Source organism: Streptomyces anthophorae, from assembly GCF_049310305.1.
Lineage (GTDB): Bacteria > Actinomycetota > Actinomycetes > Streptomycetales > Streptomycetaceae > Streptomyces.
In genome coordinates, this window is the sequence record NZ_JBLWQQ010000001.1 from 167,693 (window position 1) to 183,130 (window position 15,438).

Below are 15,438 nucleotides of genomic sequence, written 5' to 3' on the forward strand. Positions count from 1 at the left end.
ATTGCGCACGGCGACGAGGCCGCGCGTGAACAGTTCGGAGATCATCATGCTGAGGAGAACGGCGTCCGCGCTGCTCGTGCTCGTGGCCGCGGGTACGGCGACGGCCTGCGGCCGGGCCGCCCCCGACGCGACCGTGGCCGCCGACGCGCGCGGCCCCATCACGGTCTGGCTGTCCAACAACGCCCAAGAGGTGCAGTGGGGCAAGCGGATGGTGGCCGCGTGGAACGAGCGCCATCCCGATCAGCACGTCACCGCCCAGCAGATCCCCGCGGGCAAGACGTCCGAGGAGGCGATCAGCGCCTCGATCATCGCGGGCACGAGCGCCTGTCTGGCCTTCAACACCTCGCCGGCGGCGGTGCCGACCTTCCAGAAGCAGAACGGGCTCGTGCCGCTCGACGACTTTCCCGGCGGCAGGGCGTACGTGACGAAGCGCAGCGGCGGCCTCGCCGAGCAGTACACGTCGCCGGACGGCAAGTTCTACCAACTGCCCTGGAAGAGCAACCCGGTGATGATCCTCTACAACAAGAAGCTGTTCAAGAAGGCCGGCCTCGACCCGGAGCACCCGAGGCTCGCCACGTACGAGGAGTTCCTCGCGACCTCCCGGAAGCTGGTGCGCAGCGGCGCCGCGAAGGCGGCGATCTGGCCGTCGCCTTCCAGTGACTTCTTCCAGCCCTGGTACGACTTCTATCCCGCGTTCGCCGCGCAGAGCGGCGGCAAGCAACTGATCGAGGACGGCAAGCCGCGCTTCGACTCGGCGGCGGGCCGCCAGGTCGCCGCGTTCTGGCGCAAGCTCTACGCGCAGAAGCTGGCACCGCAGGAGGCGTACCCGGGCGACGCCCTCAACGACGGGAAGGCCGCGATGGCCACCGTCGGGCCGTGGGCGATCTCCGCGTACAAGAACAGCGTGGACATCGGTGTCGCGCCGGTGCCGACCGCCGAGGGCGGCGCGGGCAAGCACTCGTTCAGTGACGAGAAGTCGGTGTCCATGTTCAGCGCGTGCGAGAACCGCGGCACGGCCTGGGACCTCCTGAGGTTCGCGACGTCGAGCGCGCAGGACGGGAAGTTCCTGGAGACGACCGGCCAGATGCCGATGCGCGAGGACCTGACCACGCGCTACGCGGACTACTTCACGAAGCACCCCACGTACAGGGCCTTCGCCGACCAGGCGAAGCGCGTCGTCGAGGTGCCGAACGTGCCGGGTTCGGTCGACATCTGGCAGGCCTTCCGCGACGAGTGGACGAAGTCGGTCGTCTTCGGCCGCGAGTCCACGGACGCGGGCCTGCGCAACGCCTCCTCAGAGATCACCGACCTGCTGAACGAGTACGGAGACCGGTCATGAGCGCCCCCAAGGCCCACCTGAGGGCACGCGTCGGAGCGCTGTTCGTATCGCCGTACATACTCTTCCTGCTCGTGGTCTTCGCGATCCCGCTGGTCTACACGGTGTGGATGTCCTTCCACCGCTTCTACTTCACGGCTCCCGGCACGGACGTGGACGCGCCGTGGGTGGGCCTGTCCAACTACCGGGACGTGTTCACCGACCCGGTCGTCGGCCAGGCGTTCGTGAACATCCTGATCTTCCTGGTCATCAACGTGCCGCTGACGGTGGGCCTCTCGCTGGTCCTGGCCTCCGCGCTCAACGCGAAGCTGCGCGGGCGGGCGTTCTTCCGCGCCGCGTTCTACCTCCCGTACGTGACGGCGAGCGTCGCGCTCGTCGCCGTGTGGCAGTTCCTCTTCGGCCAGGACGGCTTCGTCAACCATCTGCTCGGCTCGCACGCCCCGGACCCGTCGTGGCTGGTCAACTCGCATCTCGCGATGCCGATGATCGCCGTCTTCGTGACCTGGAAGCAGCTCGGCTTCTTCGTGATGCTCTACCTCGCCGCGCTCCAGAACGTCGGCAAGGAGCTGTACGAGGCGTCCGCCATGGACGGCGCGGGCCGCGTGCGGCAGTTCTTCTCGGTGACCGTGCCGGGCGTGCGCCCCGCGACGACCCTGGTCGTCATCTACGCGATCATCACCGGCGCCAACATGTTCAGCGAGCCCTATCTGCTGACCGGGGGCGGCGGCCCGGACCACGCGTCCACGTCGCCGGTGCTGCTCATGTACCAGAAGGGCATCGAGCAGGGACATCCCGATGTGGCGGCGGCGCTCGGCGTCGTCCTCATCGCCTTCGTCATGGTCGTCTCGCTCGCCGCCCGCAAGCTCACCGAGAGGGGCAACTGACATGAGGCTCACCGGTGGCAAGGCCCTGCGCCACGTCCTGCTGTCGCTCGGCGCGGTCGTCTTCCTCTTCCCCTTCTACTACATGGTCGTCGGCTCGCTGCGGAAGGTCACGGCCGGCGATCTGTCGGCGGCCGTCCCCTCCGGCCTGACCGGCGCCAACTACGCGGCCATCAACAGCACGATCTCGCTGGGCCGCTCGCTCCTGAACTCCGGGATCATGACGATCGGCGTCCTGCTGTGCACGCTGGTCTTCGGTGTGCTCGCCGGGTACGCGCTCGCGGTGCTGAGGTTCCGCGGCAAGGGCGCGGTGTTCGGCGCGCTGCTGCTGGTGCAGATGGTCCCGTTCCAGCTGCTCACGCTGCCGCTGTACGTGCTCGTGGTCCGCGACTACGGGCTCGGCGACAACTACCTCGGCATGATCCTGCCGTTCGCGATCAACTCCACGGCCGTCTTCCTGTTCCGGCAGTTCTTCTCGCAGATGCCGCAGTCGCTTTTCGAGGCGGCGCGCATCGACGGCGCGAGCGAGCTGCGGATCCTGTGGCGGATCGCGCTGCCGATGGCCAAGCCGGCCATCCTGACCGCGCTGCTGCTCACGTTCATCGGGCCGTGGAACGAGTTCCTGTGGCCGTTCCTCGTCACCAAGAACGCCGACATGCAGCCCCTCGCGGTCTCCCTGGCGAGCTTCCTCTCCAATCTTCAGGGCACGGTGGCCAACCCGGCCGGCGCCCTGCTGGCCGGGGCCTGCGTCCTGGCCGTCCCCGCGGTGGTCCTGTTCCTCGTGTTCCAGCGCCACTTCACCTCCACCGACATCGACTCCGCTACCAAGGGCTGAACCGACACATGAGCAATCCCACCGCTGACACCGCCACCGCCACCATCCCGTACCGCATGGTCCGCAAGGGCGTCGTCATGTCCCCGCTGGCCGGCGAGGCGAACGAGGTCGAGGGCGTCCTGAACCCGGCCGCGGGCCGCACCCCGGACGGAAAGCTGCATCTCCTGCCCCGCCTGGTCGCGGAGGGCAACGTCTCGCGCGTGGGCCTCGCCGAGGTCACCTTCGACGAGGCGGGCGTCCCCAGCGGCGTCGAGCGCCGCGGCGTCGTCCTCTCCCCCGACGAGGGCTGGGAGCGCGGCAAGAACAACGCCGGCGTCGAGGACCCGCGCGTCACTTGGGTCCCCTCGCTCGGCCGGCACGTCATGTCCTACGTCGCCTACGGCCCGCTCGGCCCGAAGCCCGCGCTCGCCGTCTCCGAGAACCTCACCGACTGGACGCGCCTCGGCCCGATCCAGTTCGAGTACCAGGCGGACCTGGACACCGACCTCAACCTCTTCCCGAACAAGGACGTCGTCCACTTTCCCGAGCCGGTCCCGGCCCCCGACGGCGAGCTGTCGTACGCGATGCTGCACCGCCCGATGTGGGACCTCGGCTGGTTCCGCGAGGGGGAGGGCGTCCACCTGCCCGCCGGTGTCACGGACGAGCGGCCCGGCATCTGGATCAGCTACGTGCCGGTGAGGGAGGTCGAGGCCGACATCCGCGCCCTCGTCCGCCCTCGGCAGCACACGCTGGTCGCGCTGTCCGAGTACGAGTGGGAGTCGCTGAAGATCGGCGGCGGCCCGGCCCCGATCCGGGTGCCCGAGGGCTGGCTGCTCATCCACCACGGTGTCTCCGGCTCCATCGAGGACCCGTGGGCGCAGAACCAGAAGGTGTCGTACGCGGCGGGCGCGATGATCCTCGACCCGGCCGACCCCTCGAGGATCATCGCCCGCTCGGACGCCCCGCTGATGGCGCCCGAGACCGAGGAGGAGATCTCCGGCACGGTGCCGAACGTCGTCTTCCCGACGGCGATCGAGGAGGTCGACGGCGAGCTGTACGTCTTCTACGGCATGGCCGACGCCCACATCGGCGTGGCCCTCCTGGAGCGCACCGCATGACCGCGGGCGCCCCGCACGAAACGCTCGGGATCGGACTGGTCGGCTGCGGCGGCTTCGCGGAGTTCGTCCTGGACGCGGTCGCCGGCCTTCCGGGCCTGCGCCTGGCGGCGGTCGCCGACCCGTCGCGCGAGCGCGCCGTCGCGCTCGCCGCGAGGCACGGCGTCCCCGCTCTCGGCTCGCTCGACGACCTCCTGCAACGGGACGACGTCGCGGCCGTGCTGATCGCGACGCCGCCCGCCACCCATGCCGCGATGGCCACCCGGGCGCTGCGTGCGGGGCGCCATGTCTTCTGCGAGAAGCCCCTCGCCACCACGACCGAGGACGCGGCGTCCGTCGCCCAGGAGGCGCGCCGCGCGGGCCGCGTCCTGGTCGTGGACCACGTGCTGCGCTACAACCCGCTGCTGCGGGCGGTGCGGCGGCTCATGGAGCGGGAGCTGCTCTCGCCCGTGCGCCGGTTCCTGTTCGAGAACGACGCCGCCGACGAGGACCTCGGCCCCGACCACTGGTTCTGGGACCCGGCGCACTCCGGCGGAATCTTCGTCGAGCACGGCGTGCACTTCTTCGACGCGGCACGGGAGCTGCTCGGCTCGGACCCGGTGAGCGTGCGGGCCACGGCGGTGGCGCGGCCCGGTGGCCCGGTCGACATGGTGAGCGCGGATGTCGTGCACCCCGGTGGCGTCCTCGCCTCTCACCTGCACTCCTTCACCCACGCGCACCGCGCGGAGCGACAACTCATGCGCCTGGACCACGGGTTCGAGGAGACGCGGATCACCGGCTGGATCCCCGCGTACGCGGAGATCTCGGCGTGGACCGACGAGGCGGGCGCCCGGCGCTGGGAGCAACTTCCCCTCCAGATCGGACCGTTGCTGTCCGTCGACGGCTTCCTGCCGCACGGCGACGAACAGCTCACGGTCCACGTCGCACGCGACGCGGGAGCCGCCGCGACCGCCCGCGGACGCGGCGAGGACCGCGCCGCGCCGCACCATGTGCGCGCCGTCGTCGACCTCGGCGGCGAGGCCCGCAAGCCGTACGTGTACACGCAGAGTGTGCGCGCGGCGATGGCCGACCTCGTCCGTGCGGTGCGCGAAGGCACCCCGCCGGCAGCGGACGCGCTCAGCGGTTTCGGCGCGGTGGCGGTCGCCGAGGCGGCCACGGTCGCCGCCGCGACGGGCCGCGAACAGCCGGTCCTCCCCACCTTCCGGTGGGCTTCGGAAGGATCCTGCGCATGAGCTGGTGGCAGGACATGGTCTGCTACGAGGTGTATCCGCGGGCCTTCGCCGACTCGAACGGCGACGGCGTAGGGGACCTGCCCGGGCTGACCGAACGCCTCGAACACATCAAGGACCTGGGCGCGGACGCCGTGTGGTGCACGCCGTTCTTTCCGTCGCCGCTGGCCGACGGCGGCTACGACATCGCCGACTACACAGGCGTCGCCCCGGACCTGGGGACGACCGCGGACGTCGACGAACTCACCGCCCGCGCCCACGAACTGGGCCTGAAGTTGATCGTCGACCTGGTACCGAACCACACCTCCGACCGGCACCCCTGGTTCCTGGAGGCGCTGGCGGCCGGGCCCGGTTCCGTCGAGCGGGAGATGTACCTGTTCCGGGACGGCCGGGGCGCGGACGGCGAACTGCCGCCCAACGACTGGCAGTCGGCGTTCGGCGGGCCCGCCTGGACCCGCGTCACGGACGGCGAGTGGTACTGCCACCTGCACGCCGCCGAGCAGCCGGACCTCAATTGGCGCAATCCGAAGGTGCGCGACGCGTTCGCGAACGTTCTGCGCCACTGGCTCGACCGGGGCGTGGACGGATTCCGCGTCGACGTCGCGCACGCCCTGTTCAAGGCGGAAGGCCTGCCCGACGCGGGCCCGGGGCAGCACACCGATCCGCTGCGCAACCACCTCATGCCCTATTACGACCAGGAGGAGCTGCACCCGCTCTATCGCGAGTGGCGCGCCCTGCTCGACACGCACCCCGCGCCGCCCGGCGCGGTCGCCCCCGAGGACCGGGTGATGGTCGCAGAGTCGGCGGTCTTCGATCCGGCCCGGCTCGCCCGCTACATCCGCCCCGACGAGATGCATCAGGCCTTCAACTTCGCTTTCCTGGAGGCGTCTTGGGACGCGAAGGAACTGCGCGAGGTGATCGACGGTTCGTTCACGGTGCCCGGTTCCGCGGTGACCTGGCTGCTCTCCAGCCATGACGCGCCCCGGCCGGTCACGCGGTACGGCTCCGCGGCGCGCGCCCGTGCGGCGGCGCTGCTGATGCTGGCGCTGCCCGGGTCCGCGTACCTCTACCAGGGCGAGGAGCTGGGGCTTCCGCAGGCGTTCGTGCCGGACGACCGGATCCTCGACCCGCTGTGGGAACGCTCCGGGCGCACCGAACGGGGCCGCGACGGGGCGCGCGTCCCGCTGCCCTGGTCCGGCACGGCGGCGCCGTACGGATTCAGCAGCGCGGCACCCGAAGCCACCTGGCTGCCCCAGCCCGACGACTGGGCGCCGTTCACCGTGGCAGCGCAGCAGGCGGACCCGGGCTCGACGCTCGCCCTGTACCGGCGGGCACTGCGCCTGCGCCGCATCCATCCGGCCCCGGATCCCGCCGCGCCCCCGCAGTGGCTCTCCGCACCCGGATCACCCCATCTCGCGTTCCGGCGCGGGAACTTGGTGTGCGTGGTGAATCTGGCCGACGACCCGCTGCCCCTCTCCGCCCTCGGCCTGACCAACCCTCCGCTCCTCACCAGCGTCCCGCTCTCGGCGGGCGCACTGCCGCGGGACACTGCGGCGTGGCTGGTGTCCCCGGCCTGAGCCCTCCGGCGCTGCCGTGCCCGTCACGACCGGACCCGATTCAGCCGGTCGTGGCGGGCACCGCGGCCCCGTCCCGGGCGCGCCACACCACCGGCCAGGCGACCGCGACCACCGCGAGCACGACCGCCTGCCCGGTCCCGAGGCCCTCGGAGACCGACGGCCCCTGCCCCACGATCAGCAGGCCCGCCACCACGAGGGCCGGCGCCACCGCTGCCGCCGTCCACCGCCATCCCCGGCCGGAGGCCAGTGCGCACACCGCCGCCGTGAGCAGGATCAGCGCGACGACGACGCCGAGCAGCATCCTCGCCGGCCCCGGCAGGGCACCGTCCGCGTCGGCCACCGCCCTGCCGAGCACGGCCGCGAGCGCCGCCACCGACCCCGCGAACAGACAGTGCAGCGGCAGCACCAGATGCACGGCGAGCGCCTCCGGGACCAGCAGCGGCAGCCCGTGCGCGCCGCCGAGCAGCGCCAGCGCCCACACGAGGACCAGGATGGCGAAGGCGCCCACAGCGACGATCCGCACCGACCCGTTCCACTCCGCCTCTCCGGCCGCGTCGACGGACTGGACGAGCCCCTCGCCGAGGACGATGAGCACGAACAGGCCGAGGCGTTCCGAAAGATGGGTGAGGTCCGCGGTCACCAGCTCGGGCTTCATCAGGGCCCGGCGGCCGCGCTCACCGATCCCGCGGGCGGGACGCCCGGCGCCGCTCCTGCGTTCCTCCTGTTCAAGGCGGCGCCGCACGCGTTCCCTGCCCTGGGCCCAGCGTTCGTCGACCGCCTCCTGCATGGCACCCCGCGAGACCCGCACCATCACGTACACGTCGATGGCGAGGCCCAGCGCCCACAGCCACAGACGGGCGTCGCCGCCGACCCACAGCGACACGATCCACGGCACAAGGCCCGCGCCGAGCTGGAGGATCGGCAGATCGGCGACGACCTTCCCCGGCTGGTTCGCCGCGCGGGAGGCGATGAGGCGCACCACCACGTAGGCGAGGGCGAACGCGAACGCCTTCTCGTCGGACTCCCGCACTCCCGGCACGGCCGCGGCCATCACGGCCATCCCGAACATGGCGACGATGACGACGAGGGTGCGCGCCCGGTCCTGGGCCACGTTCCCGTACATCGTGAACATCACCCACGTGAACCAGAACGCCAGGAACAGCAGGCCGTACTCGCCGAGCTCCGCCCAGGTCGGCCCGGTGTGCAGCAGATGGGCCAGCTGCCCCACCCCCGCGACGACGATCAGGTCGAAGAACAGTTCCAGCCAAGAAGCGTGGCGTTCGGGGGCGGGCTCGTCCACTGTGTCGAGAGTTTCCGGCATGGCGGAATTATCTACACAAATCGGTGCACTTGACGTGGAGTTCCGCGCGCCGTTCCCACCCGCGGGTTCTGGCATGTGCCAGCCGCGAGGTCCGTCCCTGGCGCGGCAGTCATGGCCAGATCTTCACGCAGCGAGTTCTCCGGATTGATGAATCCGCTGACCAGACATGCCAGTTGACGTATGGTCACCCAATGGACGGAGCGCAGTGGTTGGCCTCCTGTCACCGAAACCCGAGCGAGGCATATGCCGCATGGGAGCAGTCGCCCTTTCTGGCGAGGCTCCCGGCGGGTCACGGCTGGGACGCCTTGCGCGTGCAGCAGCCGCTCGGTCTGACGGTGCTGTGGGAGCTGGGCGAGGAGGCGGACGCCGTGCCGGTGCTCGAGGAGCACGCCAAGCCGCGCCCTGTGTTCTACATCCTCGCGCACCCCCAGGCGGTCGCTTCGGCCTGGCCCGCGACGGAGGACGTCCGGATGCTCACCGCGGGCGAGGACCTGTCGATGCCCTCCCCCGACGCCGACGGGATCACGGGCGTGCGCCACCACTCGTTCCTGTGGCGCACCCCGCCGGACGGCAGCGGCAAACTGGTCGACCCCGAGCTTCTGCGCACCGCACTCAAGTCGGCCCTCGACCCCGCCCGGCAGGCCGAGCGGATAAGAGCGGCCCGCGCCGTCTTCTGGGCGAGCAAGCGGCACAGCCACTGAGCACCCACCCCGGGCACCCCCGCGCGGAGAGCCGTCACAGCGGGCAACTGTACTGTGCACTGATATCAGTTGTTCCAGGGAGGATGATCCGCCATCGCCACCAGCAAGACAGTGCAGATTCCCACCGCGGACGGCCGGGCTGACGCCTTCGTCGCCTTCCCCGACGACGGCGCGCGGCATCCGGGCGTACTGCTCTACATGGACGCCTTCGGCGTGCGGCCCGTGATCGAGGAGCTGGCCCGCGAGCTGGCCGGGCACGGCTACTACGTGCTCGTGCCCAACGTGTACTACCGGCACGGAGCGTCGCCCGTCGTCGAGCTTCCCGAGCACATCAGCGAGGAGAACCGGCCGGAGATCTTCGGCAAGCTGATGCCGCTGCTCCAGGAGCACTCCGCCGAGCGCGTCCTGAGCGACGCCGAGGCCTACGTCGACTTCCTCTCGGCCCAGCCCGAGGTCGCCGAGGGCCCGATCGGCACGACCGGCTACTGCATGGGCGCCGCCCTCGCGCTGCGCACCGCCGCCGCCCACCCCGACAAGGTCGGCGCCGTCGCCGGGTTCCACCCCGGCATGCTCGTCACCGACGCCCCCGACAGCGCGCACCTCTCGGCCGACAAGGTCACCGCCCGCGTCCACCTGGGTCTCGCCGAGGGCGACCTCACTCCGGAAGCCGTCGCCGAGCTCAACAAGTCCTTCGAGACCGCCGGGGTCGAGCACTCCATCGAGCTGTACCCCGGCAGCGTCCACGGCTTCACCATGGCCGACACCTCCGCCTTCTCCGCGGACGCCCTCAAGCGCCACTGGGACCGGCTGCTGCCGCTCCTCGACGGCGCCCTGCGGGCCGGCTGAGACCTCCGCGCGGTACGGGCGTCGTCCCTGGACGTCCGTACCGCCGCGTCCTGGTCAGTACCCCTCCGCCGATCCCAGGTACTGCTCCGCGAACGCCGTCGCCGCCGCCCGCGACGTGAACAGTCGGCGCAGCCGGGCCAGCGTCGTGCCGGTGCGGAACGGGTTGCCGAACGACGCGCCGTGGTAGACCTCCGACAGCCACTGCGAGAACTCCTGGTAGTCCCAGACCCGTCGCAGGCAGGCCTCGCCGTATCCGTCGAGGCCGCTGCTGTCGCCCGCCCGGTGCGCCACGATCGCGTCCGCGAGAAGGAACGCGTCGTGCAGGGCGAGGTTGAGGCCCTTGGCCGCGATGGGGGCGACGAGGTGCGCGGCGTCCCCGGCCAGGAAGAGCCGCCCGTACGTCATGGGTTCGGTGACGTAGTCGTGCATGTCGAGGACGCGCTTCTCGATCAACTCGCCCTCGGCCAAAGGCCTTGCGCCCTCGGCGGCGAGGCGCCGGCGCAGCTGTGTCCACACCCGTTCGTGCGACCAGCCGTCCGGGTCGTCGCCGGGCGGGCATTGCAGGTAGTAGCGGGTGACCTCGGGGCTGCGCGGCACTGTCCGGCGAAGCCCTCCGCGTGCATGCCGAACAGGACGCGGTCCGCCGACGGCGGCGCCTGGGCGAGCAGCGCCAGCCAGCCGATGCCGTAGTCGTGCCGCGCGACACGGACCCGCCCCTCGGGGACGGCGTCGCGCGTCACTCCGCGCGCGCCGTCGCACCCGGCGACGAACTCACAGTGCAGCACCCTCCGTTGACCGGTGTCGCCGCAGGTGTACGAGACCCAGGGGTGGTCCCCCTCCAGATCGTGCAGGCGTATGTCGCGCACGCCGAAGCGGATGTCGCCACCGCGCATGTCGGCGTACTCGCGCACCAGGTCGGTCACGAGCAGCGGCTGGGGGTAGACGAAGTGGTGGTGTCCGGTCAGCTCGGTGTAGCCGAAGCGGTGCCGCTCACCGGCGAAGCGGAACTCGCAGGCCGTGTGCCGCTCCGCGTGCTTGAGCAGCCGCGCGGCGAGGCCGCGCCGGTCGAGCGCGCGGACCGCCCACTCCTCGATGACACCGGCCCGTGGCCGCCGCTCGATGAACGTACGGGTCTCGCACTCCAGGACCACGCAGTCGACGCCCGCGGCCCGCAGGATGTTCCCGACGGTGAGCCCGGCGGGGCCCGCGCCGACGATCACCACCGAACTCCGTTGCGACAGCGTCGAGTTGATCCCGGACTCCGCGTCGGTCATGCGGCCCATTATGGGTCAGGTGACCTCCCCGCGGTCCACCGTCTCCGCGCCCTCCAGCGGGGCCCGCTCCAGGAACGCCACCGCGTCGGGCTCGCGCTCGCGCAGCCGCCGGAAGCCGGCGGCGGTGAGGGTGCGGCAGCGCGTGTCGCGTTCGGCGAGGACCTTGCGGGTGCGGCCGGGCGGGAAGTCGGCGGGGGTGAGGGCCGCGCCGGGGCCCGCCGACCAGGTGCGGCGCGTCGTCACGGAGTCGGCGGTGTCGGCACAGACGGCGAGGCGCCCGGACTCGACGTACCACAGGACGATCCGGTCGAGCGGGGCGGCCTGCGGCGGCGCGACGGACTCGCCCGCCGTGAGGTCGAGAGTGTCGAAGGCCTCGGCGAGGGCGGCGCGCAGACCGGCGTCGGCCGCACCGAACAGGTCGCAGTCGGCGAGCGGCACGGGGGCGTCCGGGTCGAGACCGATCCCGGTGAGCAGCTCGTCCTCGCAGGCCTCCAGGGCCCGCCCGAGGTCGGGGAACTCGTCCGTGGTGCGGGCCATCGCCTGCCGTTCGTCCGGGTCGGCGAGCACCATGCGCAGGTCGCGTGCGCGCAGCTCATCGGCGAGGGCGCGCAGCAGGTCGGCGCCGACCGGTTCGATGCGGCCGACGCGGGTGAGGTCGAGCACGAACCAGCCGACGGCGTCCGGGAGGTCGAGGGCGGCGCGCAGGGTCTGCTCGGCGGTGGCGAAGTCGAGGTCGCCCTGGAGGACGTGGACGCGGATCCGCTCCGCGCGGGCGTCGAGCGCGGCCCGCTGGGCGCGGGTGCGGTGCCGCAGGGAGCGCAGTGGGGCGGGGTGCAGGGAGCGGGGCGGCAGCGGCCTGCGCTCGGGGGCCGTGGCCCGCATCAGGTGCAGGCCGAACTGGTCGGAGATCAGGTGGCAGGCGGCGATGCCGCGCACGCTGTTGCCCTTCTCCTCCAGCGGCGGGCTGAACACGCCGATCCCGAACTGGCTGGGCAGCGCGACCCCGATGCCGCCGGACACCCCGCTCTTGGCGGGCATGCCGACGCGCAGCATCCACTGGCCCGACGCGTCGTACATGCCGCAGGTGGCCATGACGGCGAGGACGTGCTGGGCGTGCCGGCTCGCGACGACGCGTTCGCCGGTGACCGGGTTGATGCCGCCGCCCGCGAGCGTCGCGTGCATGACGGCGAGGTCGTCGCTGGTGACGAGGACGGAGCACTGGCGGAAGTAGACGGCGAGCTCCGCCTCGACGTCGCCGGTGAGCGAGCCCGCGTTGTGCATGAGGTAGGCGAGGGCGCGGTTGCGGTCGCCGGTGGCGCACTCGGAGGCGTACACGGCCTCGTCGACGGTGAGGGGACGCCCCGCGAAGGCGCTGAGCCCGTCGAGGATGCGCTCGAAGCGGGCCTTCGGGGTGTCGCCCGAGACGAGCGAACTGGTCACGATGGCACCGGCGTTGACCATCGGGTTCGGCGGCCGCCCGGTGCCGGGTTCGAGCCGGATGGAGTTGAAGGCCTCGCCGCTCGGCTCGGCGCCGACCCGCGCCAGGACGTTCTCCAGGCCGTGGTCGGCGAGCGCGAGCGCGAACACGAAGGGCTTCGACACGGATTGCGCGGTGAAGCGGACGTTCGTGTCCCCGCTCCCGTAGACCCGCCCGTCGAGGGTGCACAGGCTGAGCCCGAACAGGCGCGGGTCGACGCGGCCCAGTTCCGGGATGTAGGAGGCGGGCTCGCCGTCGTTCAGATCGCGCAGCCGCAGCCGCACGCCGTCGAGGAGTGCGGTCAGCGGATCGTGTGCGGAGGCTTCCGGCTCGTGTCCCATTCCGTCCATCGAAGCCCATCAGGTGCCGCACTGCCTGTCGAAAACGCCTGTTCGCCACCCGTCCGAGGCAGCAGAGTGAGCGCATGACCGAAACCGATCACAAGAACGATCTCCTGCGTTACCTCCAGGACGCCCGCGACGCCCTGCTGTGGAAGCTCGACGGGCTCTCCGAATACGACGTACGGCGCCCGCTGACGCCGACGGGCACGAACCTGTTGGGGCTGGTGAAGCATCTGACCGGGGTGGAGCTGGGCTATCTCTGCGACACCTTCAGCCGGGCGCACGGCGAGCCGCTGCCCGACTTCAAGGACGACGAGGACCCGAACGCCGACATGTTCGCGACCGCCGACGAGTCCCGCGAGGAGATCGTCGAGCGCTATCGGCGCGCCTGGGCGCTGTGCGACGCCTCGGTCGGGGAGCTGTCCCTGGACGCGGTCGGCACGGTGCCGTGGTGGCCGAAGGAACGGGGCCAGGTGACGCTCCACCACGTCCTCGTCCGGGTCCTGTCCGACACGCAGCGCCACGCGGGGCAGGCCGACATCCTCCGCGAGGGTCTGGACGGCGCGGCGGGCTACCGCGAGGACAACGACAGCCTGCCGCCGCTGGAGTGGGAGAAGTACCGGGCCCGCCTCGAGGACATCGCCGTCCGGTTCAAGGACTGACCCCGGCCAGTCAGTTCGGCGCGTGCTGCGCCGCGAGCCGCACCGGTGCGTTCTGCGCCCCGTATCCCTCGTAACCGCCCTCGCGCTGGGCCAGCTCGAAGAAGACCCGGCCGACCGTGCGGGTGTAGCAGTGGCGGAAGGTGCCGTGGGCGTCGCGGTCGTAGAGGATGCCGAGGTCCTGGTAGGTCTCCAGCTCGCCGGGGGCGAACTCGAAGCGGGCGGCCAGGTCGTCGTAGTAGTTGCCCGGCATCGGCAGCAGTTCCCCGCCCGCCGCGCGGAAGCGGCGGGCGGCCGCGACGACGTCGCTGGTGGTGAGGGCGATGTGCTGGGCACGGTCCTGGTCCTCGCCGGGGCCCGGTCCCGCGCCGAGTGCGATGCGGACCGAGCCGTCGGCGGTGGCGACGGCGCGGCTGCGCAGCAGTCCGTACGGGTCGGCGACGTCCACGCTCGCCCGGGGTTCGAGGCCGAGCACGCTGCGGTGGAACAGGGCGGCCTCGTCGAACTGGTGCCAGGGCTGGGTGAGCTGGAGGTGGTCGATTCCGGTGATGTCGGTCTCGGCGGGCCGCTCCCCCGTCGGCTCGAAGTCCCGGATCCAGCTGGGGAGTTCGGGGCGGTCCGTGGCACAGAAGAAGAGTTCGGTGCCGTCGGGCGCGGCGACCGCGTCGAGGAGTACGTCGCCGGTTCCGCGGCGGCGCGGCAGGACCGGGGCGAGCAGGGCCTCGGCGCGGCGGGCCGCGGCGGCCGGGTCGGGGGACTCCAGGCCGACGGCGGCGAGGACGGTGCCGTCGCGGCGGGCGGCGGGCCCGGTGTTGAGCAGCACGCGGGCCTCGCCCTGCTCCCACAGGTCGACCGGCTTGCCGCGGTGGCGTCCGGTGCGGGTGAAGCCGAGGGCGGCGAGGAGGTCGGCGGCCGGGGCGACGTCGGGGGTGACGAGCTCCGTGAAGGCGACGCCGGTGGGCACGACGGGCGCGGGCAACTCGCCCTGCGCGACCACGTCCTGAAGGCCCACGGCCTCCTGGAGGGCGAGCAGCGAGCGCAGCGCGTCCACGGCGGCGGGCCCGGCCTCGGCCTGCCGGAACACGTCGTTGAAGATCTCCAGGGACAGCGGCCCCCGATAGCCGGCACGCAGGACGTGCCGCAGCAGCCCCGCGACGTCGAGGTCGCCCTGGCCGGGGAAGCAGCGGTAGTGGCGGCTCCAGCGCAGGACGTCCATGTCGAGGAGCGGCGCGTCGGCGAGCTGAAGGAAGAAGATCTTGTCGCCGGGGATGTCCTCGATGCCTTCGAGGCCCTTGCCCTCGGTGCCGCGGGCGAGGATGTGGAAGCTGTCGAGACAGGTGCCGAGCGCCGGGTGGTCGGCGGCCTCGACGATGCGCCAGGCGTGGTCGTAGGTGTTGACGTGGCGGCCCCAGGCGAGCGCCTCATAGGCGACGCGGACGCCGAAGTCCTCCGCCCGCTCGGCGAGCCGGCGCAACTGGTCGGCGGCGAGCGCGTCGTCGCCGACGGAGAGCGGCGAGACACTGGAGCACACAAGGACGGTGTCGGTGCCGAGGCGCCGCATGACCCGGAACTTGTGCTCGGCCCGCCGCAGGTTCTGGGCGAACACGTCCTCGGGCACGGCCTCCATGTCGCGCATCGGCTGGTACAGGTCGATGCTCAGGCCGAGGTCGGCGCAGCGGGCGCGGACGTCTTCGGGCGTGAGGGGGCTGACGAGCAGGTCGTTCTCGAAGATCTCGACGCCGTCGAAGCCCGCGCGGGCGGCGGCGGTGAGCTTCTCGGTGAGCGATCCGCTGAGCGAGACGGTGGCGATGGAGGTACGCACGGGGCTCCTTCCGGAGGGGGGCGGGTCGGCGGGGCGGGTCGGCGG

The 15,438-nt window shown here is 71.9% G+C and carries 12 protein-coding genes and 1 pseudogene; 9 read left to right on the top strand and 4 right to left on the bottom strand.

Annotation, left to right across the window (positions count from 1 at the left end; translation table 11 throughout):
• Nucleotides 1–46: 46 nt before the first annotated feature.
• From ACNYS0_RS00685 to ACNYS0_RS00710, 6 genes are read left to right on the top strand one after another with little or no spacing between them, the layout of a single operon-like run.
• Entirely contained in the window at nt 47–1,339 is a 1,293-nt protein-coding gene (locus tag ACNYS0_RS00685; protein WP_422470630.1) for an extracellular solute-binding protein, read from the top strand.
• Complete coding sequence (locus ACNYS0_RS00690) at nt 1,336–2,220, top strand: carbohydrate ABC transporter permease (RefSeq protein ID WP_422470631.1); 885 nt, start codon at nt 1,336–1,338, stop codon at nt 2,218–2,220. The genes ACNYS0_RS00685 and ACNYS0_RS00690 overlap by 4 nt, the downstream gene beginning before the upstream one ends.
• 1 nt (nt 2,221) lies before the next feature.
• A complete protein-coding gene (locus ACNYS0_RS00695) occupies nt 2,222–3,052 on the top strand; it encodes a carbohydrate ABC transporter permease (RefSeq protein ID WP_422470632.1) in 831 nt (276 codons plus the stop codon).
• Nucleotides 3,053–3,060: 8 nt separating this feature from the next.
• Complete coding sequence (locus ACNYS0_RS00700; RefSeq protein ID WP_422470633.1) at nt 3,061–4,149, top strand: glycoside hydrolase family 130 protein; 1,089 nt, start codon at nt 3,061–3,063, stop codon at nt 4,147–4,149.
• Nucleotides 4,146–5,378, top strand: coding sequence for a Gfo/Idh/MocA family protein (locus tag ACNYS0_RS00705; protein ID WP_422470634.1), 1,233 nt, complete (start codon nt 4,146–4,148; stop codon nt 5,376–5,378). Before ACNYS0_RS00700 ends, ACNYS0_RS00705 begins: the two co-directional genes overlap by 4 nt.
• On the top strand, nt 5,375–6,952 hold the full coding sequence (locus tag ACNYS0_RS00710; RefSeq protein ID WP_422470635.1) for a glycoside hydrolase family 13 protein: 1,578 nt from the start codon (nt 5,375–5,377) through the stop codon (nt 6,950–6,952). The genes ACNYS0_RS00705 and ACNYS0_RS00710 overlap by 4 nt, the downstream gene beginning before the upstream one ends.
• Before the next feature lie 40 nt (nt 6,953–6,992).
• On the opposite strand, the gene ACNYS0_RS00715 is transcribed toward ACNYS0_RS00710, so the two are convergent.
• The gene (locus ACNYS0_RS00715) at nt 6,993–8,273 is read right to left on the bottom strand and encodes a low temperature requirement protein A (protein ID WP_422470636.1); all 1,281 of its coding nucleotides are present in this window, start codon (nt 8,271–8,273) and stop codon (nt 6,993–6,995) included.
• 311 nt (nt 8,274–8,584) lie between these two features.
• Between ACNYS0_RS00715 and ACNYS0_RS00720 the strand changes: the two genes are divergently transcribed.
• Nucleotides 8,585–8,974 (top strand): hypothetical protein, encoded by a 390-nt coding sequence (locus tag ACNYS0_RS00720; RefSeq protein WP_422470637.1) that lies wholly within the window; start codon nt 8,585–8,587, stop codon nt 8,972–8,974.
• Between the two features lie 111 nt (nt 8,975–9,085).
• Nucleotides 9,086–9,820: a dienelactone hydrolase family protein gene (locus ACNYS0_RS00725; protein WP_422470638.1), complete on the top strand. Its 735-nt coding sequence runs from the start codon at nt 9,086–9,088 to the stop codon at nt 9,818–9,820.
• Nucleotides 9,821–9,874: 54 nt separating this feature from the next.
• On the opposite strand, the pseudogene ACNYS0_RS00730 reads toward ACNYS0_RS00725, so the two are convergent.
• Together ACNYS0_RS00730 and glsA are read right to left on the bottom strand one after the other, a co-directional pair.
• A pseudogene (locus ACNYS0_RS00730) lies at nt 9,875–11,094 on the bottom strand (4-hydroxybenzoate 3-monooxygenase).
• Between the two features lie 15 nt (nt 11,095–11,109).
• Nucleotides 11,110–12,912: a glutaminase A gene (glsA, locus tag ACNYS0_RS00735; protein ID WP_422470639.1), complete on the bottom strand. Its 1,803-nt coding sequence runs from the start codon at nt 12,910–12,912 to the stop codon at nt 11,110–11,112.
• An 83-nt stretch (nt 12,913–12,995) separates the two neighbouring features.
• Between glsA and ACNYS0_RS00740 the strand changes: the two genes are divergently transcribed.
• Complete coding sequence (locus tag ACNYS0_RS00740) at nt 12,996–13,574, top strand: DinB family protein (RefSeq protein WP_422470640.1); 579 nt, start codon at nt 12,996–12,998, stop codon at nt 13,572–13,574.
• A 10-nt stretch (nt 13,575–13,584) separates the two neighbouring features.
• Here ACNYS0_RS00740 and ACNYS0_RS00745 read toward each other — a convergent pair whose 3' ends face one another.
• Entirely contained in the window at nt 13,585–15,393 is a 1,809-nt protein-coding gene (locus ACNYS0_RS00745; protein ID WP_422470641.1) for a sugar phosphate isomerase/epimerase and 4-hydroxyphenylpyruvate domain-containing protein, read from the bottom strand.
• Nucleotides 15,394–15,438: the final 45 nt, after the last annotated feature.